Source organism: Clavibacter phaseoli (assembly GCF_021922925.1).
Lineage (GTDB): Bacteria > Actinomycetota > Actinomycetes > Actinomycetales > Microbacteriaceae > Clavibacter > Clavibacter phaseoli.
Genome location: NZ_CP040786.1, coordinates 519,157 through 539,258, shown reverse-complemented (window position 1 = coordinate 539,258; position 20,102 = coordinate 519,157). Strand labels below are relative to the sequence as shown.

Sequence of the window (20,102 nt, the reverse complement as noted above, 5' to 3'; positions counted from 1 at the left end):
CAGCGCGCGCCGGGACCTCCCCCGCGAGGATGAGGTTCACGGTCGGCGGGCCGCGCGGGCGCGGGCCGCTCCTAGCCTGAGGCCATGACCTCCTCCCGCATGATCGCCCACGCGATCGCCCCGCTCGGCGGCGTCGTGTTCGCCGGCCTCTGGGTCCTCGCCGAGGCGGGCCGCGCCGACCTCGCGGGCGCCGCCACCCTCGCCGTGGCGCTCGGGGCGGCCATCGCCCTGGGCGTCTGGCTCCCGGCCGCGTCGCTCGCCATCGTCGTCGTGATCCCGGTGCTGCAGCTCGTGGGCCTCGCCCCGGCCGCCGAGTCGACCACGTGGCCGATGCACGCGGCCATCGGCGTCGTCGTCCTGCTGATCGCCGCCACGGGCGCGCGGCGGACGCGGCTCGCGGCCCTGCCCGTCGGCATCCTCGCCGCCGGGGCCGCCGCCCTCCACGTCACGATGCCGACCGGCGCCGTGCGGACGCGCCTCCTCGACTGGACGGACATGCTCGCCATGGGCGGCGCCCGGCCCGTCGGCGACGCGGTCGTCGTGCTGCTCCTCGCGGCCGTCGGCGCGGTCGTCCTCGCCTGGGCGCTCGGGTTCGCCGTCGGCGCCGCGCTGCGCCTCCGCCGGCTGGGCGCGGTGCTCGTGGAGGCGGAAGGCCGCCTGGCAGAGACCGACCTCGAGCTGCGGCTCGGGATCGAGCGCGCCCGCATCTCCCGCGACGTGCACGACTCGGTGGCGCACGCGCTCACCATCGTCGTGGCGCAGTCGGAGGGCGCGACGGCCATGTCCGCGCGGCGGCCGGAGATCGTGGCTGGCGCCCTCATCGCGATATCCGGCGTGGCACGCGACGCGCTGACGGACGTGCGCGGCCTGATCGAGCGCATCACCGAGGCCGGCGACGAGCTGCTGTCCCTCGCCGACCTGCCCGCCCTCGTCGATCGGATGCGCGACGTCGGCATGGGGATCGCCCTCGACGAGCTCGGCGAGCGCCGGCCCCTGCGGCCCGCGCACCAGCTCGCCGTCTACCGCATCGTGCAGGAGAGCCTGACGAACGCGCTCAAGCACGGCGGTGCGGAAGCCACCGCCGCCGTCGTGCTCGACTGGCGCGGTCCCGGGCTCGCGCTCCTGGTGCGCTCGTCGGGTCGGACCCCGCTCGTGCAGGCCGGCTCCCTGACGGGGTCGGGCGCGGGGATCCCCGGGATGCGCGAGCGCGCCCGCATCGCCGGCGGCTGGCTCACCGCCGAGCCCGACGCGGACGGCGAGTTCGTCGTCACCGCCTTCCTGCCCCTCGACGGCGCGGCCTCCCCGGCCGAGCCCGCCGCCGCCGCCGACGCTGACGCGATCGCGATCCGTGGCTGAGCGCGTGCGCGTGGCCGTGGTCGACGACCAGCCGCTCTTCGCCGAGGGGCTCCGCATGCAGATCGACGCCACCGACGACCTCGTCTGCGTCGGCATCGCCGGGGACGGCCGCACGGGGCTCGAGCTGGTGCGGCGCGAGTCGCCCGACGTGGTGCTGATGGACCTCCGCATGCCCGTGCTCGACGGCCTCGCCGCGACCGCCGCCATGCGCGACGGCGGCGACGAGGCGCCCCGCGTGGTCGTGCTCACCACCATGCGCGAGGACCAGGCCGTGCGCGCCGCCGCCCGGGCCGGCGCCGCCGCGTTCCTCACCAAGGACGCCCGACCCGAGGTCCTGCTCGCCACCGTGCGCGCGGCCGCTGCCGGCGGCGTGACGGGCGACATCGACGACCTCCTGCGCGACTTCGGATCCCCGGCGCCGCGCCCCGACCTCGACGTGCTCGCCACGCTGACGCCCCGGGAGCGCGAGACGTTCCTGCTCGTCGCGCGCGGGCTCACCAACACCCAGATCGCCGAGGCGTCCTTCGTCCAGGCGTCCACCGTCAAGACGCACGTGCAGGCGGTGCTCGCGAAGCTCGGGCTCCGCAGCCGCCTGCAGGTCGTCGTCTTCGCCCATGAGAGAGGACTGGTGCGGTCATGAGCGCATCCCCCATCCGCGCGTCCGCGGCACGTCTGGCCCGCCGGATCCGCACGCCCCGCGGCGTCGTCGCCGTCGTGGTCGCGGCCGGGCTCGTCGGCGTCGCCGTCGTGAACGCGCCGGTGCCGCGCACCGAGCCCGTCGCGGACCTCCCCGCGCGGGACGCCGCGGCCTGGACCATGCCGCTCGACGCGGCCGCGGGCGTCTCGATGGACGCCGTCGGCGTGGCCGAGGACATCCGCCTGCGGCCGTGCCTCGCTGAGCAGGGCATCGCGGACGAGGCGCCCGCGCTCGATCCGGTGGTGCTCCTCGCCCCGGAGTCGCACGCGGACGGGCGCCTCATCGCGCCGCCGCTCGACGCCGCGCGCGCCGCCGCGTACGGCCACGATCCGATGGTGGATCCCGCGCGCGCCGCGCTCCGCGAGTGGCGGATGGCGCACAACGACGGCACCGCGCGGGGTCGTGCGCTCGACGTCTGCCTCCCCGGCGTCCGCTCGGGCGTCTGGGCCAACGCCTCGACGAACCAGGGCATCCAGATGCGTGCGCTCGAGCTGCGGGCCGACGCCCGGGAGCGCGCCGTCCTCGACCCCGCGGTCGTCACGGCGGCCGGCGCCTGGCGCGACTGCCTCGTGGACTCCTCCGCGGACGCGCTCCGCGACCGGGGACGCGCGCTGCCCGCGGATCCGATGGCGCTGCTCGAGCCGGGCGATGATGCGCCCGCGGCGGACACCGGTCTCGCCCGGGCCGACGCGTCCTGCCAGGCGTCGTCGGGATACCGCGCCGCCCTGTACGACGCGCAGTGGCGCGAGGAGTCGCTCGTCACCGAGGCCGACGCCGCCATGCTCTCCTCCGCGCGGGCCCGCCAGGTGGTCGCGACGACCGCCGCGGTGCGCGAGGTGCTGCTCGGGGCTGGCGACGGCGCGGACGACCGCGGCTGACCCGGATGGCTCCGGGCGGACCGGGGCGGCGCCCGCGCCGAGCCGGATCCGCCCGCGCGCCGCCTACCCGTGGAACACTGGCGGCCGTTGCCCCGCCCGCCGCGAACGCCAGGAGCCACCGTGCCCGAGACCCTCGACGCTCAGCTCGACCGCATCGTCGCCGCGCGCGACCGCGACGACATGGGCCCGACCATCGCGGCCCTCCTCCCCCTGCTCGAGCGGCACCCCGACGACGCCCGCGTGCTCTACGAGGTCGGCGGCGCGTACGACACCGCGGGCGAGGAGGCGACCGCCCTCGACCTCTACGAGCGCGCGGAGGCGGCGGGGCTCGCGGGCGACATCCTGCGCCGCTGCCACCTCCAGCACGGGAGCACGCTGAGGAACCTCGGCCGTGTCGAGGAGTCGCTCGCGCTGTTCGCACGGGCGCGCGCCGAGTTCCCGGGATCGTCGTCCCTCGCCGTGTTCGAGGCCCTGACCCTGCACGCGGCCTCTCGGCCCGACGCCGCGCTCGCGAGCGCGCTGCGGATCGTGGCGGATCACGTCCCCGACGAGGAGCTGCAGCGCTACCTCCCCGCGATCCGCGGCAACGCCGGGTACCTCGACTCGCTCGACGTGCCCGCGGAGACCCCGTGACCGCACGCGCCTCGGGCCCCGGGGAGGACGGGCCCGCGTCCGAAGCCGTGGACGCCGACCCGTTCGTCGCGGATCCGTCCCGCGTCGGCTGGGTCGTGAGCACCTGGACGCACGACGACTCGCCCGCGTCGGGATGACCCCGGCGCTCGGATAGCGTGGACGAGCCCGACCTGCCCCGACCCCGAGGAGCCCCCATGCGCGCCGTCGTCTACGAGAGGTTCGGGGAGACGCCCGTCGTCCGCGAGCTGCCGGATCCCGTCCCGTCCCCCGCCGGCGTCGTCGTCCGCGTCGAGGCCACGGGCGTCTGCCGCAGCGACGCGCACGGCTGGCTCGGCCACGACGACGGCATCGAGCTCCCGCAGGTGCCGGGCCACGAGCTGGTCGGGCGGATCCACCAGGTCGGCCCCGAGGTCACGCGCTTCCAGGTGGGCGACCGCGTCACCGTCCCGTTCGTGTGCGCCTGCGGCCGCTGCGCCGAGTGCCGCGCGGGCAACGGCCAGGTGTGCCGCGACCAGACGCAGCCGGGCTTCACGCACTGGGGATCCTTCGCCGAGCTCGTCGCGCTGCACGACGCCGACGTGAACCTCATCCCCGTCCCCGACGACCTCGACGCCGGCGCCGCCGCGCTCCTCGGCTGCCGCTTCGCGACGGCCTTCCGCGGGCTCGTGCACCGGGCCCGGATCCAGCGCGGCGAGCGCCTCCTCGTCATCGGCTGCGGCGGCGTGGGCCTCAGCACGGTGATGATCGGCGTCGCGGTCGGCGCGGAGGTCATCGCGGTCGACGTCGACCCGGCCGCCCTCGCGCGCGCGTCGGAGCTCGGGGCCGAGTACACGATCGACTCGTCCGACCTCTCGGAGCTCGACGTCCTCGACGCGATCCACGCGGTCTCGCCGGACGGCGTGCAGGTGTCGGTGGAGGCGCTCGGCCGCGAGTCCACGCTCCGGATCAGCCTGCTCGCGCTCGCGCCGACCGGCCGGCAGGTGCAGATCGGCCTCTTCGCGAGCGAGCCGTCGGTGCCCGTGCCGTTCGTCATCAGCCAGGAGCTGAGCCTGCACGGCAGCCACGGCATGCCCGCGCACGACTACGCCGAGCTCATGGCCATGGTCGCGTCGGGCGCGCTCCGCCCGGAGCTGCTCATCGAGCACCGCATCCCGCTCGACGAGGCCCCGGCCGCGCTCGAGGCGCTGGCGTCGGGCGACCGCTCGAAGGGGATCACGCTGGTCGAGGTCGGCTGAGCGGAGCGCGGATCGCTACAGCGCGCCCTGCAGCTCCGAGCCGGCCGGGATCGGCACCAGCCGCGTGACGACGGCGGGTCCCGTGATGAGGCCCGCGAGCGAGGCGCCCATGCGGGCGACGGCCTCGCCCGCGCCGTGCGCGTCGAGCTCCGCGACGGACGACCACTTCTCGAGCATCACGATGGTGCCGTCGGGGGCGTCGTGGATCGCGTAGACCTCGCAGCCCTCCTCCTCGTGCACCTCGGCGATGCCGCGGGACAGGGCGGCGACCGCCTCGTCGTGCTTGCCCTCGACGGGCGTGAAGACGGCGGTGACGACGACGGGCTGGGACATGGGTTCTCCTCGGTTCGGGGTGGGACGGTTCGGGGTGGGACGGGACGCGTGCGCGGGATCGCTCACGGGCGCGGGATGTTCCGCAGGTTCGAGCGGGCGAGCTTCACGGCCTCGCCGACGCCGCCGTTCATCACGATCTTCGACATCGAGAGCGCGAAGCCCTTCACCTGCGCGGCCGTGATCTCCGGCGGGATCGAGAGCGCCATCGGGTCGGTCACGAGGTCGACGAGCGCGGGCCCGTCGTGCGCGAACGCGGCCTCGAGCGCGCCGCGGATGTCGGCCGGGTCCTCGACGCGCTGGGAGTGGATCCCGAGCGCGGCCGCCACCGCGGCGTAGTCGACCATGGGCACGTCGACCCCGAAGTCCGGGATCCCGTCGACGAGCATCTCGACCTTCACCAGTCCCAGCGTCGAGTTGTTGAACACGACGACCTTCACGGGCAGCTTGTAGGCGGCCACGGTCACGAGCTCGCCCATGAGCATGGCCAGGCCGCCGTCGCCCGAGACCGACACGACCTGCCGCTCCGGGTACGCGACCTGGGCGCCGATCGCCATCGGCAGCGCGTTCGCCATCGACCCGTGCACGAGCGACCCGATCATCCGCCGGCGTCCGTTCGGGGTGAGGTACCGCGCGGTCCACACGTTGCACATGCCGGTGTCGCTCGTGAAGACGGTGTCGTCGCCCGCGACCTCGTCGAGGATGCTGGCCGCGTACTCCGGGTGGATCGGCCGCAGCTTCTCCGCCTTCGTCGTGTACGCGCCGACGACCTGCTCCACCTTCTTGTCCTGCTCCTTCAGCAGCTTCTCCAGGAAGCGCCGGTCGGTCTTCCGCTCGACGAGCGGCAGCACCGCGCGGATGGTGGAGAGCGCGTCGCCGTGGATCGCGATGTCGACGTCGGTGCGGCGGCCGAGGCGCTCGGGCGCGATGTCGATCTGCGCGGTCCGCACCTCCTTGCCGGGCAGGAACTGGTCGTAGGGGAAGTCGGTGCCGATGAGGATCAGCAGGTCGGCACCCGAGATCCCGGCGGCCGCGGCGCCGTAGCCGATGAGGCCGGTCATGCCGACGTCGAAGGGGTTGTCCTGCTGGATCACGTCCTTGCCGCGCAGCGAGTGGCCGACCGGCGCCGCGATCCTGTCGGCCAGCTCCATGAGCTCGGCGTGCGCGGATCCCGCGCCGCGGCCCGCGAAGATCGCGACGCTCTTCGCGTCGTCGATGGCCGCGGCGAGCGCGCGCACGTCCTCCTCGGCGGGCACGATCGCGGGGCGCCGCGGCAGCGAGAACGCGGGCGCCTCGCCCTCGGCCTCGAACTCGGCCACGTCGCCCGGCAGCGTGATGACGCTGACGCCGCCGAGGGCGAGCGAGTGCCGCATCGCCTGGTCGACGACGCGGGGCGCCTGGACGGCGGTCGAGATCATCTCCGTGTAGTGCGAGCACTCGACGAAGAGGCGGTCGGGGTGCGTCTCCTGGAAGTAGCCGGAGCCGATCTGGTTCGTGGTGATGTGGCTCGCGATCGCGAGGACGGGCGCGCCGGAGCGGTGCGCGTCGTAGAGCCCGTTGATGAGGTGGAGGTGGCCGGGGCCGCAGGATCCGGCGCACACCGCGAGCTTGCCGGTGAGCTGCGCCTCGGCGGAGGCGGCGAACGCGCCGGCCTCCTCGTGCCGCACGTGGATCCAGTCGATGCCGCCCTTGCGGCTGCCGCCCGTGCGCCGCACCGCGTCGACGACCGGGTTGAGGCTGTCGCCGACGACCCCGTAGATGCGGCTCACCCCCGCCTCGATGAGCTGGGCGATGAGCTGGTCGGCGACCGTGCGAGCCATGTTGCGTCCTTCCGTCGGTGCCTCCAGTCAATACCCGCCGCCTCCGCGCGGGCTCCGCGCGGCGCGCGCTCCGGGAATGCGATCGCGCCCGGCGCGTTGACCCTCAGGTGACCGACACGACGACCGATCCCGCCCGCTCCGCCGCCGCCGACCCCGACGCCCTCGCCGCCTACGACTCCTGGCACCGGGCGCGCCTCGCCGCCGTGACGAGCCCGTTCGGCAGCCTCGCGCTGATCCAGACGACCTGGCTCGAGCCCGGCCGGGAGGTCAGCGACCTCGAGGCGCTCGACGGCCAGCCGGACACCGTGCAGCTGACGCGCATCGAGCGCATCTCGCTCGACACGGGCGAGCCCGAGCACGGCTACCGGCTGTGGGACTCGGCGTCACCGAAGAACCAGGCGTTCGAGGACATCGAGGTCTACCCGTACGCGCCCGAGTGGATCCTCGAGGGCCGCTTCGAGCGCGTCGACGACGACCGCGTCATCCCCTTCGAGCACATCGCCGACGCCGGCCGCACGCGCGAGCTGCCCGTGCCCGGCGACATCGTCGTGGAGATCGAGGGCGAGGAGGTGCGCCTCAGCGCGTTCGCCGACGGCGACCGCCTGCAGCTCGTCTTCGCCGACGCGACCACCGGCCGCGAGAGCTACGCCCCCAGCCGCTTCCTCTTCCTCCCCCGCCCCGACGGCGACGGACCCGTGACGCTCGACTTCACGCGCGCCGTCGTCCCGCCCTGCGGCTTCTCCGACTGGATGAACTGCCCGCTCCCGCCCGCCGGCAACCGCCTCGCCGCGGCCGTGCGCGCCGGCGAGCGCCGCGTGGTCTACCGCGACGAGGCCTGAGGCGCGGTCGGCACCTCGACGCCCGCGGCCCAGACGCGGGCGACCTCGAGGCCGGGCGTGAGCGCCACGACGTCCGCGACGGATCCCGCGCGCAGCAGGCCGTACCGGTCCTGGAGGCCGAGCGCCCGCGCCGGCACCGCGGTGAGCGCCGCGACCGCGTCCGGCAGGGCGAGGCCCACCTCGCGCACCGCGATCCGCAGCGCGCGATCCTGCGTGAGCGTCGATCCCGCGATCGTGTCGGTGCCCGCGAGCCGCGCGATGCCGTCCCGCACGTCCGCCTCGAGCGAGCCCAGCCGGTAGCGGCCGTCCGCGGATCCGGTCGCCGCCATCGCGTCCGTGACGAGCGCGACGCGGCCGGGCGCCGCGCCGAGCAGCAGGCCCGCGACGGAGGGCGCCACGTGCACCCCGTCGAGGATCAGCTCGAGCGTCACGCGCTCGTCGGCGACGGCCGCCATGATCGGGCCGGGCTCCCGGTGGTGGATCCCGGGCATGGCGTTGAACGCGTGCGTCAGCACGGTCGCGCCCGCGTCGAAGGCGGCCCGCGCCACGTCGCCCGAGCACGTGGTGTGCCCGACGGCCGCGACCACGCCGGCCGCGACCAGCCGGCGGATCGCGTCGAGGGCGCCGTCGAGCTCCGGGGCGATGGTGACCTGCCGTAGCGCGCCCTCCCCCGCCTCGAGCAGTGCCTCGATGCGCGCGGGCGTCGGATCCACCAGGTGCTCGTGCGCGTGCGCCCCCGCCGCGTGCGGCGACAGGAACGGGCCCTCCAGGTGCGCGCCGAGGACGGTGGCGTCGGCTGCCATCGCCTCGCGGATCGCGCCGAGCGAGCGCACGAGGTCGGGCACCGGGTTCGCGACGAGGCTCAGCACGGAGCGCGTGGTGCCGTGCCGCCGGTGCAGCGCGACGGCCGCGCGGATCCCGTCGGCCCCGTCGTCGTGGGATCCGCCCGCGCCGCCGTGCACGTGCAGGTCGAGGGAGCCGGGCACGAGCGTCGCGTCCCCGAGGTCGACGGTGCGGCCCGCGGGCGGGGCGTCGCGCCCGCTCCCGACCGCCGCGATCGCGTCGCCGTCGAGGTGGATCCACGCGTCGGCGGTCGTGCCCCGCGCGTCGACGGCCCGTGCCGCGCGGAGGAGGGTGGTCACGGTCTCGTCGCGCGCGGGCATGCCGCCATCATCCCGCACGCCCGCGTCGGGCCGCCGAGGCACCGCGACCCGCGGGATCAGGGCAGCAGCACGACCTTGCCGGGCGCGTGGCTCCTGCGGGTGAAGCGGTGCGCCTCCGCGGCATCGGCGAGGGCGAAGGTCCCCGCGATCCGGACCCGGAGGCGTCCGGCGCCCGCGTGGTCGACGAGCGCCTGGCGCACGGACGCGCGGTACTCGGTGCCCGCGTCCTGTCCGGGGCCGTAGCCGAGGAGGCGGATGCCGGCCTCCGCGCGCCGGTCGGATCCCGTGATCGACGCGATCCGCCCGCGGTCCGCGACGAGGGCGACCGACACGTCGAGCGCCTCGTCCGTGCCGACCGTGTCGACGGCCGCGTCGATCCCCTGCGGTGCCGCCGCGCGGATCCGGTCGGCCAGCCCCGTGCCGTGGGCGACGGGGATCGCGCCGAGGTCGCGCAGCACGTCGTGGTTGCGCTCCGACGCGGTCGCGACGACCGTGGCGCCCTGGATCCGCGCGAGCTGCACGGCCATGAGCCCCACCCCGCCGGATCCGCCGTGGACGAGCACGGTGTCGCCGGCCCCCGCGCCCACCGCGTGCAGGGCGTGCGCCGCCGTGGTCCCGGCCAGCATCAGGCCGGCGGCCTCCTCCTCGCCGAGCGCCGCCGGGCGACGGACGAGCGAGGACGGCGGCGCGACCACGTGGTCGGCGTACGCCGCGGTGACCGGGTAGACGACGACGTCCTCGCCGACGACCACGTCGCTCACGTCCGCGCCGACCTCGACGACCACGCCGGCGCACTCGAGGCCGAGCGTCGGCATCTCCTCGGTGAGGCCGGCCTCCTCGCGCTGGTCGTCGTCGACCTCGTGGAAGTCGCCGCCGTAGAGCTTCCAGTCGATGGGGTTGACGCCCGCCGCGCGGACGCGGACGACGACCTCCCCGGCTCCCGCCCGGGGCGTGGGGACGTCGACGACGGCGAGGACCTCGGGTCCTCCGTGCTGGCGGGGTCGGATGGCTCGGGACATGACGGGCTCCTTCTCGGGGGCGGCCCGTCCGTCGCATCCGGGTGGATGCGCTGCGGGCCTCGGCCAGTCTCGGGTCGCGCCGTCCGTGCGTCCAGTGCAATGCTGGTAAGCGTGCATTGCATCGCACGCAACCAGGAGGATCCATGGCCCAGCTCGACCTGAACCTGCTCCGCGTGCTCGACGCCCTGGTCGCGACGAGCAGCGTGACCGAGGCCGCGTCCCGCCTCGCCCTCTCCCCGCCCGCCGCCAGCCGCGCGCTCGGCCGCCTGCGCGTGAGCATGGGCGACGAGATCCTGGTGCGCGCCGGCCGCGGCATGGTGCCCACGCCGTTCGCGCTCCGGGTCGCCGCGTCGGTCCGCGCCCTCCTCGACGAGGCGGACGGCCTCACCCGCACCGGCGAGGACGACCCGTCCACCTGGAACCGCGCCTTCACCATCCGCATGAACGAGTCGCTGATCCCCGTGCTCGCGCCCGCCCTGACCGAGCGCGCGGTGGCCGAGGCGCCCGGCGTCCTGCTGCGGTTCGTCCCGCAGGAGTCCAAGGACGCCGAGGCCCTGCGCGACGGGTCGCTCGACCTCGACGTGGGGATGCGCGTGGCCTCGCCGCCCGACGTGCTCGCCGCGCCGCTCGTCACCGACCGCTTCGTCGCGGTCGTCGGCGCCCGCACGACGCTCGGCCGGAAGGCGACGCTCACGCTCGACGACCTCGTCGCCCACCCGCACGTCTCGGCGTCGCGGCGCGGACGCGCGCGCGGTCCCGTCGACGACGCCCTCGAGGCCACGGGGCGCACGCGACGCGTGGTCGCGGTCGCGCCCACCTACGCGGTGGCGGCCCTCATGGTGGTGGGCAGCGGATCCGTCTGCCTGCTCCCCGAGCTCATGACCGAGCGCCTGATCGACGGCGGCGTGCCGCTCCGCGCGCACCGGCTGCCGTTCGACCTGCCGGAGGTGCAGGTCGACCAGCGCTGGCACCGCCGCGCGGACGCGGATCCCGCCTCCCGGTGGCTCCGCCGCGCGCTCGACGCCGTGGCGGTCGACGTCGCGGCCGCGCGCCGCCGCCGCTAGCCGAGCACCTCGGGCCGCACCCAGTCCTTCCCGTGCACGTGCTGGTCGAGGAACGCGAGCACCGTCCGGTACCAGACCACCGATTGCTGGGGCTTGAGGATCCAGTGGTTCTCGTCCGGGAAGATCAGGAACCGGTGCGGCGTGGTGCCGTCGTCGGCCGCGTGGTGCTCCGCGAGCTCCGACCAGAGGCGCAGGCTCTCGCCCACGGGCACGCGGTAGTCGCGGTCGCCGTGGATCACGAGCATGGGCGTCACGATGTCGCGCACGGAGTGGTGCGGCGAGTTCCGGTCGAGGCCCTCCGCCGAGAAGATGCTCTGCCAGTACTGCGACGAGTCGGTGGTGGGGCCGAACTGGTCGAGCGCCCAGAGGCTCGCGTGGCTGACGATCGCGCGGAAGCGGTCGGTGTGGCCCGCGACCCAGTTCGCCATGTAGCCGCCGAACGAGCCGCCCATCGCGGCCGTGCGCGTCTGGTCGATGTCGTCGCGCGCCTCGACGGCGTCGGTGATCGACATGAGGTCGGTGAAGGGCGCCTCGCCCCACGCGTCCCAGCCGCGCGCGATGAAGTCGAGGCCGTAGCCGGTGCTCAGCGCGGGATCCGGGAGCAGCACCGCGTAGCCGCGCGCCACCATCACCTGCGGCGTCCAGCGCCAGCTCCACGCGTTCCAGCTGTTGAGCGGGCCGCCGTGGATCCACAGCAGCAGCGGCGCGGGCGCCTCGGCCGACGCGCCCTCCGGCAGCAGGAGCCAGCCGCGCACGCGCGCGCCGTCGGCGGCGGTCGTCTCGACCTCCGTCATGGTGCCGGTCGTCGCCGGCACGGGGGCGGGCGTCGCGAGCGCGGTGACGGATCCGTCGGCCGCGGACACGCGCACGGGGTGCGCGGGCGCCATCCACGAGGAGCGGAGCGCGAGCACGTCGCCGGTCTCGCGGTCGACCTGCACGTCGGTGTAGGAGTGGTCGTCCGTCGTGAGCTGCGTGACGGAGTCGTCGAGGCCGATGCGGAAGACGGGTCCGCGTCCGTCCTGGTCGGCCGTGACGACGAGCGCCTGCGAGTCCGCGTCGAACCGCAGGGACGAGGGCCAGCGGTCCCAGCCGGCGGCGAGGCGGCGGGCGCCGGATCCGTCGAGCGCCGACACCCAGATCTCCTGCTGCGTGGGCGCGGCGGGCGTGGCGCGGTCGGTGCGGATGCACGCGAGCAGCGCGCCGTCGGGGCTGATCACGGGCGACTCGACGTCGGCGCCCGGCACGTCGAGCAGCGTGGTCCGCTCCCCGGTCGCGACGTCGATCGACACGAGCGCCTGGCGGTCGCCGCGGCGCTCCTTCACGCCGACCGCGACGACGAGCGTGCGGCCGTCCGGCGAGAGCGCGGCGGCCGCGTGGTCGAGGCTGCGTCCCGGGCGCGGGGTGAGGTCGCGCGGGCGCGGCAGGGAGGTCGGGTACGGCTGCGCGGGGGCGGCGGGGGCCGCGGCCGCGGATCCGCCGTCCTCGGTCGCGGCCTCGGCCTCGGCGGCGAGCGCGGTCGCCGCGTCCGCCGTGGTGGGCCGCGCGGGCTCCTCCACGAGCGCGTCGGCGAGGTCGAGCGCGAACAGGTGCGGCTCGTCGGGGCCGAGGTCGTGGTCCCAGTACCGGACGGGGTAGGTCTCGTGCAGGATCGCGTTGACCTTGAGGTCCGATCGCGTCGTGCGCGCCACGGCGTCGGCCTCGAGCGAGGCGGATCCGGGCAGCAGCGGCGCCTGCAGGATCACCGTGGCGGCGTCGCGGGCGACGGCCGCGATGCCGTCCACGCCGCCGGCCAGCCGGGTCAGGGCGCGGGCCTCGCCGGCGGCGGCCGGGAGGATCCACAGCTGCGCCGCTTCCTTCCCGTCGGCGTCGTCGGCGTCGGGCCGGGAGGACACGAAGAGGAGGTCGCCGGTCGCGGTGAAGGCCGCGCCCGCCTCGCTCTTCGCCGAGCGGGTGAGGCGCTGCGGCACGCCGCCGCCGGCCGCGGGCACGACCCAGAGGGCGTGGCGGTAGCCGGTCCGCGCGGCGTCGAGGGTCGTGACGGTGAGCACCGCGCGGCGTCCGTCGGGCGAGAGCGCGAGGCCGCCGAGGCGCGGGATGGCGATGAAGTCGTCGAGCTCGGAGAAGGGGGTGGGGGTGACGGGCATGCTCCCACGCTAGCCGCGGCGCGCGACCGGCGTCGTCCGACCGAGCCTCCGCGACCGGCATCCCGCCCCGTCGCGCGCCGCCGGTCTCGGGATCCTTTGGGCCCAAATCCCTGGCGCCGTCACGGTAGGATCGACGCCATGGAGCGGCGAGCCGGTCGGGTCGGGAGGCCCGCGCGCGTCTCGCGGCGGCTGATCGCGGAGGCGGCCCTCGAGGTCGGCCTCAGCACGCTCACCCTCACCTCGCTCGCGAACCGCCTGGGCGTCGACCACTCGACGCTGTACCGGCACGTCGCCAGCCGCGACGACATCGTCCTCCTCGCCTGCGACACGGCCATCGCGCGCATGGACTGGCCCGAGGTCCCCGACTCCCCCGCGGCCGTGCTCGAGTCGCCGGACGACACCTCGTGGCGCACGTACCTCGAGCAGGCCGTCGAGCGCGTCTGGGACATGTACGACCGGCACCCGGGCCTCGCGAGCGCGATCCACCACCTCGACACGGCCCCCGACCAGGTCGTCCTGCGCTTCACCGGGGCGATCCGGGACCTCACCCGCATGGGCTTCGCGGAGGCGGAGGCCGTGCTGGTCCTCGACACCGTGCTCGACATCGGGGTCGAGTCCTACGTCGGCTGGGAGCGCGTGCTGGCCGCGGGGGGCGGCGCGGCCGACCGACCCGCGTCGTCGTCGCCCATCGTCGACGCCACGCTGCCGGCCGCCATGGGACGCGGGCTGCTCGCGCTGGCCGCCGACGGGATCGCGGTCGACCACGCGGCCGTGGCCGACGCCGCGGCGCCCCATGCATCCCGGCGCGGAGGCCCCGCGCACTCGTCGGGCGCCCCGGACGCGCTGCACGCGCGTGAGGAGGAGGCCCAGCGCGACGCCCTGGGCACGATGGACCGCGTCACGGCCCGGTTCTCGGGCGAGGTGGCGACGGGATCCGCCGCCACGCCGCGCGACTGGTGGCGGCGCAAGCTCGGCGTGATCCTCGCGGGCGTGGGCGCGCTGCGCTCCGCCGGACCCGACGCGGCCGACCGCTAGGAGCCGGCCGGATCCCCGGCGTCAGCGTCGGCCGCGTCGTCGGCGCCGTCGTGCGCCGCGAGAACGGGCGCGAGCACCGCGCGCACGGCGGCCGCCCCGTCGTCGGTGAGGTGCAGCCGGTCGTCCGTGAGCGTGGGATCGAGCTCGCCGTCGCCGAAGCCGAGGGCGGGCCACAGGTCGACGTGCTCGGCCCGGACCGCCGGCGCGTACTGGCGGATGTGCACGTTGACGACGCGGATCCGCTCGGCGTGCTCGCGCCCGCGCGGCGGCACCGACAGCACCACGAGCCGGGCCGTCGGCAGGTCGCGCCGGAGGTGCGCGAGGATCGTCTCCAGCCCCCGCACGGTCTCCTCGGGACCGCGGCGCGCGGCTCCCAGGTCGTGCGTGCCGCAGGAGACCACGACCGTCGACGGCTCGGCGGCCACCGCCTCCGGCAGGAGCGCGAGCACGTCGTCGGTGGTCTGGCCGGCCCGGCCGAGGTCCACGATCCGCGGCTCCCCGCCGTCTCCGTCGGGACCGGGGACGATGCCGCCCCAGCCGCCGTCCCCCGTGAGGCTGTCGCCCAGCAGGACGGTCGTGCGTTCGCGCGGTGCCATGGATCCGCCTCTCGTCGTGCCCATCATGGTCCCCGCGCCCGCGGAAGTCACCGGGTCGACGCCCGGCCTCAGCCGTGCTGTCGACGCGCCACCCGGCGCCACCAGCGGCGCCGGCGCGGCGAGAGCACGAGGACGGCGACCGCGACGAGGAGCGGGAGGGACAGGATCACTGCGACGAGCGCGCCCGCCTGCCCGGGGTTCAGGGGGATGCCGAGGACGTCGATGGTGACGCGCGAGGCGGCGCCGTCGGTGAGGTCGGTGATTCGACGGTCCCCGGCCGCGTCCACCGGCACCGGCTTCCACGCCTCGGACGCCGCGGGGTCGGGCGTGCTCGTGGCCGCGGGCGCCTTCGAGGCGGCGGGCGGGTCGCCCGCGATGATCGCGAGGTCGGCGCGCGCCTGCACGGGCGCGGACACGCTCATCGTGACGGCGGTCGCGAGACCGGCCGACGCGAGCGCGATCCCCACGAGGGTCAGGAGGATCAGGCCGACGCGCGGGGCCCTGATCCCGCGGCTCACCGTGCGGCCCCCTCGAGGGGACGCCCGGCCTCGCGGCGCTTCGTCGCGGCGAGCGCCTTCGCGGTGATGCGCGTGGCCATCGACGTGAAGATCACGCCGTGGAAGGGCAGGATCGAGAACCAGTACAGCCGGCCGGCGAGGCCGGAGGGGAAGAAGATCGCGCGCTGCCGGTAGTCGCTGCCGCCGCCCTCGCGAGGCGTGGAGCTGAGCTCGAGCCAGGCCTCGCCCGGCACCTTCATCTCGGCGCGCAGCCGCAAGGAGGATCCGCGCTCGATGTGCTCGACGCGCCAGAAGTCGAGCGCGTCGCCGGTCTGCAGGGTCGTCGCGCTGCGACGGCCGCGCCGGAGGCCCACGCCGCCGACGAGCTTGTCCATGTACCCGCGCGCCGCCCAGGCGACGGGCAGCGAGTACCAGCCGTTGTCGCCGCCGATCGACTCGATCACGGCCCAGAGGTCCTCGGGCGCCGCGTCGGTCGAGCGCTCCTTGAGGTCGAGGTAGACGGTGTGGCCCGACCAGTCGGGATCGCTCGGCAGGAGGTCGCTGGGCGCGCCGACGACGGCGGAGTCCTTCCAGCTGGTCTCCACGACGCCGTCGCGCATCTTGCCGAGCGCGAGGCGCACGGAGCGGCGATAGCCGGTGAGGCCGCCATCGGGGTCGGGGATGTAGGTGGAGATGTCGTGCTCGCCCATCACGCAGTCGTACTGGAGCGACTCGATGATCGGCACGGCGAGCGTGCGCGGGATCGGCGTGACGACGTTGACCCAGTGCGCGGCGAGGCGCGGCGCGAAGACCGGGATGGAGGCGATGGGCCGCTGCGGGAGGCCGGCCTCGACCGCGTAGCCGTTCATCATCTGGCCGTAGCGGAGCACGTCCGGCCCGCCGATGTCGAAGGTGCGGTTGAGGTCGTCCGGCAGGTCGGCCGCGGCGACGAGGTAGTAGAGGACGTCGCGGATCGCGATGGGCTGGATGAAGTTGCGCACCCAGCCGGGCGCGGGCATGAAGGGCAGCACCTCGGTGAGGTGGCGGATCATCTCGAACGACGTGGAGCCGGATCCGATGACCACGCCCGCCTGCAGCGCGATGGTCGGCACGCCGCTCGCGAGGAGCACGTCGCCGACGGCCTTGCGGCTCGCGAGGTGCTTCGAGAGCTGCGGGGTGTCGGGGTGCAGGCCGCCGAGGTAGACGATGCGCCCGACGCCCGCGGCCTTCGCGGCGCGGGCGACGTGCTCCGCGGAGGCGCGCTCCGACGTCGCGAAGTCGCCCTTGGACCCCATGCCGTGCACGAGGTAGTACAGGACGTCCACGCCGTCGACCGCGGGCACGAGGGTGGCCGCGTCGGCGAGGTCGCCCTGCACCACCTCCACGTCCTCGCGCCACGGGACGTCGGTGAGGCGGCGCGGATCCCGCACGAGGACGCGCACCCGGAAGCCGGCCTCGAGGAGGCGCGGCACGAGCCGACCGCCGATGTAGCCCGTCGCTCCGGTCACGAGGGCGAGACGGGAGGCGGCGCTCGGCGATGTCATTCCCTCACGCTAGGCAATCAGCCTGGCAAGCGGCTCCCAGGAGCCGGGACGCGTGGTGGACGCCGCCCGCGGATCAGCCCTCGGCGGACTCGAGCTCGGCGAGGTACCGGCGCCAGGTCGCGCCGTGCTCGGCCTCGCACGTCGACCAGTCGACCGGGCGGCCGTGGACGAGGTCCTCGAGCAGGTCGAGGTGCAGGCGCCAGCTGGCCTTGATGACGTTCGCGATGCCCGCCGGCATGAAGCCGGAGACGGTGACCCCGAGCTCCGTCTGCCGGTCGCGCGGGCCGCCGGGCACCTCCTGGAGGCGCAGGAGGAAGCGCGCCGTGACCTCGCTCTCGTGCACGAACGTGTAGTCGATCGCCCGCCCCTCCTCGAAGCGCGTGACCGTGCCGCCGGACGCGGAGGCGAGGCTGCGGTCGGGCACCGTCATCCACTCGAACCAGAAGTCGCCGCCGTCCTCCTGCTCGATGGACGCCTCGGCCAGCCAGCCGGAGACCATGTCGGGGTCGGAGACCGCGTCCCACACGATGAGCGCGGGCAGGTCGATGAGCCGGCGGAAGACGAACTCGTACGGGAGGAAGACGGTGGACTCGCGGGCCTCGGAGAGGACGGAACCGGGCAGGGCGGGGAAGCGCGCGCGGTCCTCCGCGCGGTCGTCGTCGAGGCCGGCGGAGGCGGGCATGCCCTCGTCGAGCTCGCGCGAGGCGAGGCGCGCCTCGGCGGCGTCGGTGTGCTCGAGGGCGGGGGCGCCGCCGCGGCGGGCAGGGGTCGCGCTCTCGGCGCGCGGGTCGGACGCCTCGCGCGGGGCCTGTCCGGGGGTGTGATCGGGATCCACGTGCCGAGCCTAGGCGGGGCCGCGGATCCGGTCCGCGAATTCCACACAGGTGTCAGGGCATGGTGCGCGCGGCGTCACGCGGACGGCGGGCCGCGCGTCTCGCGAGCGGCAGCGCGGCCGCCCGTATCCTGGACGCCGGTCGACGGGCGGATCCGGGACCGGGACAGGACGAAGATGCCTCGCACGCTCGCGCTCGCCGTCGACTTCGGCGGCACCAAGGTCGAGTCCGCGCTCGTGGACGACGCGGGCCGCGTGCTCGAGGGCAGCCGCTTCCGCGGCCCCACGGGTCCCGAGCGCTCCGCCGACGAGCTGCTCGACGCCGTCCTCGGGGTCGCCCGCCGGGCCCTCGCCACCCTGCCCGACGACGCCGAGCTCGTCGGCACCGGGCTCGCGGCGGCGGGTCCCGTCGACGTGCCGCACGGCCTCGTCTCGCCGCTCAACGTCCCCGCCTGGCGCGACTACCCGCTGCGCGACCGCCTCGCCGAGCTCACGCCCGACGTGCCCACCACCCTGCAGATGGACGGCCTCGCGATCACGCTCGCCGAGCACTGGGTCGGCGCCGGCCGCGGCCACGACCACGTGATGGGCATGATCGTCTCCACGGGGATCGGCGGCGGCCTCGTGCTCGGCGGCCGCACCGCCGCGGGCTCGACGGGCAACGCCGGCCACATCGGCCACGTCGAGGTCACCGGATTCGACGACCCGTGCACCTGCGGCGGCCGGGGCTGCGTCGAGGCCATCGCGTCGGGACCGAAGAGCGTCGCGTGGGCGCGCGCCCAGGGCTGGACGGGATCCACGGGCGAGGACCTGGCGGCCGGCTACCGGGCGGGCGACGAGATCGCGGTCGCGGCCGTGCGGAGGGCGGGCCTCGCGATCGGCCGCGCCATCGCGTCGGCCAGCTCGCTGGTGGACCTCGACGTCGTCGCGATCGGCGGCGGCTTCAGCCGCGTCACACCCGACCTGTTCGACATGATCCGCGAGCCCATCGCCCTCCGCGAGCAGTTCGGCTTCGTCACCAAGACGCGCGTCGTCCCGTCCGGCCTCTCCTCCGACGGCCCGATCATCGGCGCCGGCGCGCTCGTGCACCGCCGGGAGATGGTCCCCAGCTCCTGAGCCGGCGGCCCGAGCCGGTCAGCGCTCGCGCACGGCCTCGCGGGGCGCGCGGTCCCAGGTGTCCTCGAGCATGCGCGGCTTCGCGAGGTAGAAGCCCGACGCGGACGCCACCGCGACCATGGCGAACAGCATGAGCAGCGGCGCGGTCCAGCCGCCGGTCGCCTCGTGCAGCACGCCGAACAGCAGAGGGCCGATCGCGCCGATCGAGTAGCCGATGCCCTGCACGAAGCCGCTGAGCGCGACCACTCCCCCGTGCGTGCGGGTGCGGAGGTTGATGAGCACGAAGACGAGCGGGAACAGCAGCGGCCCGAGCCCGGCTGCGGCGACCCAGACGAGCGGCGCCGCGGCGGGCGCGACCAGCAGGCCGACGTAGCCGACGACGAAGAAGAGGACGCCGAGCTGGATCAGGATGCCGACGTTGCGCATCCGGGCGGCGAGCAGCGGCATGATGATCGCCGTCGGGAGCCCCATGAAGCCGAAGACCGCGAGCAGCACGCCCGACTCCACCGCCGTCTGCCCCGCGGTGTCCTGCAGGAGCGCGGGCAGCCAGGCGAACATCGCGTAGGCGTTGAACGACGAGGCGGCCTGGATCCCCACGAGCGCCCACGCCACCGGCGAGCGGAAGACGCGGCCGGTGACGGCGGCGGGCGCCTCCTCCACCTGGTCGAGCGCGGCGGCGGCCTCCCGCTCCCGGCGGGTGTCGCGGCGGTGCTGGACGAGCAGCGCGACCCACGGCACGAGCGCGACGACCGCGACGGCGGCCCAGGCGCCGATCGCGACGCGCCAGCCCGCGCTGTCGGCGAGGGGCGCGGCGACGAGCGAGGGGACGCCCGTGCTGATCGACAGCATGACGGTGGTGAGCGAGGTGAGCGGCCCGATCCGGCCGGGGAAGTACTTCTTCACGAGCGGCGGGAGGAGCACGTTGCCGAGGCCCATGCCCGCGAGCGAGAGGACCGTGCCGACGCCGAAGACGACCACGGCGTCGGATCCGGCGCGCAGCAGGTGCCCGACGACCATGGCCACGAGGCCCACCACCACGGTGAGCTCGAGGCCGAGGCGGCGCGAGATCGCGGGCGCGAGCAGGCCGAACAGCGCGAAGCAGACGGGCGGCAGCGCGCCGAGGACGCCGATCGAGACGGAGTCGAGCGGCACGTCGCGGCCGATCTCGTCGACGATCGGCGAGAACACGGCGACGGCCGTGCGGAGGTTGAGGGCGACCAGCACGATGCCGACCAGGGCGAGGAGCGCGCCCGCACGGGGAGCTGCGGGAGTCGTCGTCACCACCAGATTCTACGGCGGCCGGA

The 20,102-nt window shown here is 75.5% G+C and carries 20 protein-coding genes; 10 read left to right on the top strand and 10 right to left on the bottom strand.

Going from position 1 to position 20,102, the window contains the following annotated elements; genetic code table 11:
* Window positions 1–84: 84 nt before the first annotated feature.
* The 6 genes from FGI33_RS02510 to FGI33_RS02485 all read left to right on the top strand — a co-directional run bounded on the left by FGI33_RS02510 (window position 85) and on the right by FGI33_RS02485 (window position 4,799).
* Window positions 85–1,356, top strand: coding sequence for a sensor histidine kinase (locus tag FGI33_RS02510; RefSeq protein WP_237582207.1), 1,272 nt, complete (start codon window positions 85–87; stop codon window positions 1,354–1,356).
* Window positions 1,349–1,996, top strand: coding sequence for a response regulator (locus FGI33_RS02505; protein WP_119435588.1), 648 nt, complete (start codon window positions 1,349–1,351; stop codon window positions 1,994–1,996). Before FGI33_RS02510 ends, FGI33_RS02505 begins: the two co-directional genes overlap by 8 nt.
* Window positions 1,993–2,931, top strand: coding sequence for a hypothetical protein (locus tag FGI33_RS02500; RefSeq protein WP_237582206.1), 939 nt, complete (start codon window positions 1,993–1,995; stop codon window positions 2,929–2,931). Before FGI33_RS02505 ends, FGI33_RS02500 begins: the two co-directional genes overlap by 4 nt.
* A gap of 120 nt (window positions 2,932–3,051) precedes the next feature.
* Window positions 3,052–3,564: a tetratricopeptide repeat protein gene (locus FGI33_RS02495; protein WP_119434679.1), complete on the top strand. Its 513-nt coding sequence runs from the start codon at window positions 3,052–3,054 to the stop codon at window positions 3,562–3,564.
* Entirely contained in the window at window positions 3,561–3,701 is a 141-nt protein-coding gene (locus tag FGI33_RS02490; RefSeq protein WP_182623304.1) for a hypothetical protein, read from the top strand. Before FGI33_RS02495 ends, FGI33_RS02490 begins: the two co-directional genes overlap by 4 nt.
* A 57-nt stretch (window positions 3,702–3,758) precedes the next feature.
* A complete protein-coding gene (locus FGI33_RS02485; RefSeq protein WP_119434678.1) occupies window positions 3,759–4,799 on the top strand; it encodes a zinc-dependent alcohol dehydrogenase family protein in 1,041 nt (346 codons plus the stop codon).
* 15 nt (window positions 4,800–4,814) lie between these two features.
* Here the strand turns inward: FGI33_RS02485 and FGI33_RS02480 are convergent, their stop codons facing one another.
* Together FGI33_RS02480 and FGI33_RS02475 are read right to left on the bottom strand one after the other, a co-directional pair.
* Entirely contained in the window at window positions 4,815–5,132 is a 318-nt protein-coding gene (locus tag FGI33_RS02480) for a putative quinol monooxygenase (RefSeq protein ID WP_119434677.1), read from the bottom strand.
* Window positions 5,133–5,194: 62 nt separating this feature from the next.
* Window positions 5,195–6,949, bottom strand: a complete 1,755-nt coding sequence (locus FGI33_RS02475; protein ID WP_119434676.1) for a pyruvate dehydrogenase — start codon at window positions 6,947–6,949, stop codon at window positions 5,195–5,197.
* 107 nt (window positions 6,950–7,056) lie between these two features.
* On the opposite strand from FGI33_RS02475, the gene FGI33_RS02470 reads away from it, so the two are divergent.
* Window positions 7,057–7,788, top strand: coding sequence for a DUF1684 domain-containing protein (locus FGI33_RS02470; protein WP_119434675.1), 732 nt, complete (start codon window positions 7,057–7,059; stop codon window positions 7,786–7,788).
* Here FGI33_RS02470 and nagA read toward each other — a convergent pair.
* Both nagA and FGI33_RS02460 read right to left on the bottom strand, forming a co-directional pair.
* Window positions 7,770–8,951 carry an N-acetylglucosamine-6-phosphate deacetylase gene (nagA, locus tag FGI33_RS02465; protein ID WP_237582205.1) on the bottom strand — a complete coding sequence of 394 codons (1,182 nt, stop codon included), beginning with the start codon at window positions 8,949–8,951 and terminating at the stop codon, window positions 7,770–7,772. The genes FGI33_RS02470 and nagA overlap by 19 nt on opposite strands.
* A 56-nt stretch (window positions 8,952–9,007) precedes the next feature.
* Window positions 9,008–9,970, bottom strand: a complete 963-nt coding sequence (locus FGI33_RS02460) for an NADP-dependent oxidoreductase (RefSeq protein WP_119435222.1) — start codon at window positions 9,968–9,970, stop codon at window positions 9,008–9,010.
* Between the two features lie 143 nt (window positions 9,971–10,113).
* Between FGI33_RS02460 and FGI33_RS02455 the strand changes: the two genes are divergently transcribed.
* Complete coding sequence (locus FGI33_RS02455) at window positions 10,114–11,034, top strand: LysR family transcriptional regulator (protein ID WP_119435221.1); 921 nt, start codon at window positions 10,114–10,116, stop codon at window positions 11,032–11,034.
* Here the strand turns inward: FGI33_RS02455 and FGI33_RS02450 are convergent.
* Window positions 11,031–13,178: a S9 family peptidase gene (locus FGI33_RS02450; protein WP_237582204.1), complete on the bottom strand. Its 2,148-nt coding sequence runs from the start codon at window positions 13,176–13,178 to the stop codon at window positions 11,031–11,033. The two genes, FGI33_RS02455 and FGI33_RS02450, sit on opposite strands and share 4 nt — an antisense overlap.
* Before the next feature lie 138 nt (window positions 13,179–13,316).
* Here FGI33_RS02450 and FGI33_RS02445 point away from each other — a divergent pair, with 138 nt between their 5' ends.
* The gene (locus tag FGI33_RS02445; protein WP_237582203.1) at window positions 13,317–14,213 is read left to right on the top strand and encodes a TetR/AcrR family transcriptional regulator; all 897 of its coding nucleotides are present in this window, start codon (window positions 13,317–13,319) and stop codon (window positions 14,211–14,213) included.
* Here FGI33_RS02445 and FGI33_RS02440 read toward each other — a convergent pair.
* The 4 genes from FGI33_RS02440 to FGI33_RS02425 all read right to left on the bottom strand — a co-directional run bounded on the left by FGI33_RS02440 (window position 14,210) and on the right by FGI33_RS02425 (window position 17,685).
* Window positions 14,210–14,809, bottom strand: coding sequence for a GDSL-type esterase/lipase family protein (locus FGI33_RS02440; RefSeq protein ID WP_237582202.1), 600 nt, complete (start codon window positions 14,807–14,809; stop codon window positions 14,210–14,212). The genes FGI33_RS02445 and FGI33_RS02440 overlap by 4 nt on opposite strands.
* A gap of 68 nt (window positions 14,810–14,877) precedes the next feature.
* Window positions 14,878–15,327 carry a hypothetical protein gene (locus FGI33_RS02435; RefSeq protein WP_119435318.1) on the bottom strand — a complete coding sequence of 150 codons (450 nt, stop codon included), beginning with the start codon at window positions 15,325–15,327 and terminating at the stop codon, window positions 14,878–14,880.
* The gene (locus FGI33_RS02430) at window positions 15,324–16,850 is read right to left on the bottom strand and encodes an SDR family oxidoreductase (RefSeq protein ID WP_119435319.1); all 1,527 of its coding nucleotides are present in this window, start codon (window positions 16,848–16,850) and stop codon (window positions 15,324–15,326) included. The genes FGI33_RS02435 and FGI33_RS02430 overlap by 4 nt, the downstream gene beginning before the upstream one ends.
* 73 nt (window positions 16,851–16,923) lie before the next feature.
* Window positions 16,924–17,685 carry an SRPBCC family protein gene (locus FGI33_RS02425; RefSeq protein WP_237582201.1) on the bottom strand — a complete coding sequence of 254 codons (762 nt, stop codon included), beginning with the start codon at window positions 17,683–17,685 and terminating at the stop codon, window positions 16,924–16,926.
* Between the two features lie 174 nt (window positions 17,686–17,859).
* Between FGI33_RS02425 and FGI33_RS02420 the strand changes: the two genes are divergently transcribed.
* The gene (locus FGI33_RS02420; protein ID WP_119435558.1) at window positions 17,860–18,798 is read left to right on the top strand and encodes an ROK family protein; all 939 of its coding nucleotides are present in this window, start codon (window positions 17,860–17,862) and stop codon (window positions 18,796–18,798) included.
* Between the two features lie 18 nt (window positions 18,799–18,816).
* Here FGI33_RS02420 and FGI33_RS02415 read toward each other — a convergent pair whose 3' ends face one another.
* Window positions 18,817–20,079, bottom strand: coding sequence for an MFS transporter (locus tag FGI33_RS02415; protein ID WP_237582200.1), 1,263 nt, complete (start codon window positions 20,077–20,079; stop codon window positions 18,817–18,819).
* Window positions 20,080–20,102: the final 23 nt, after the last annotated feature.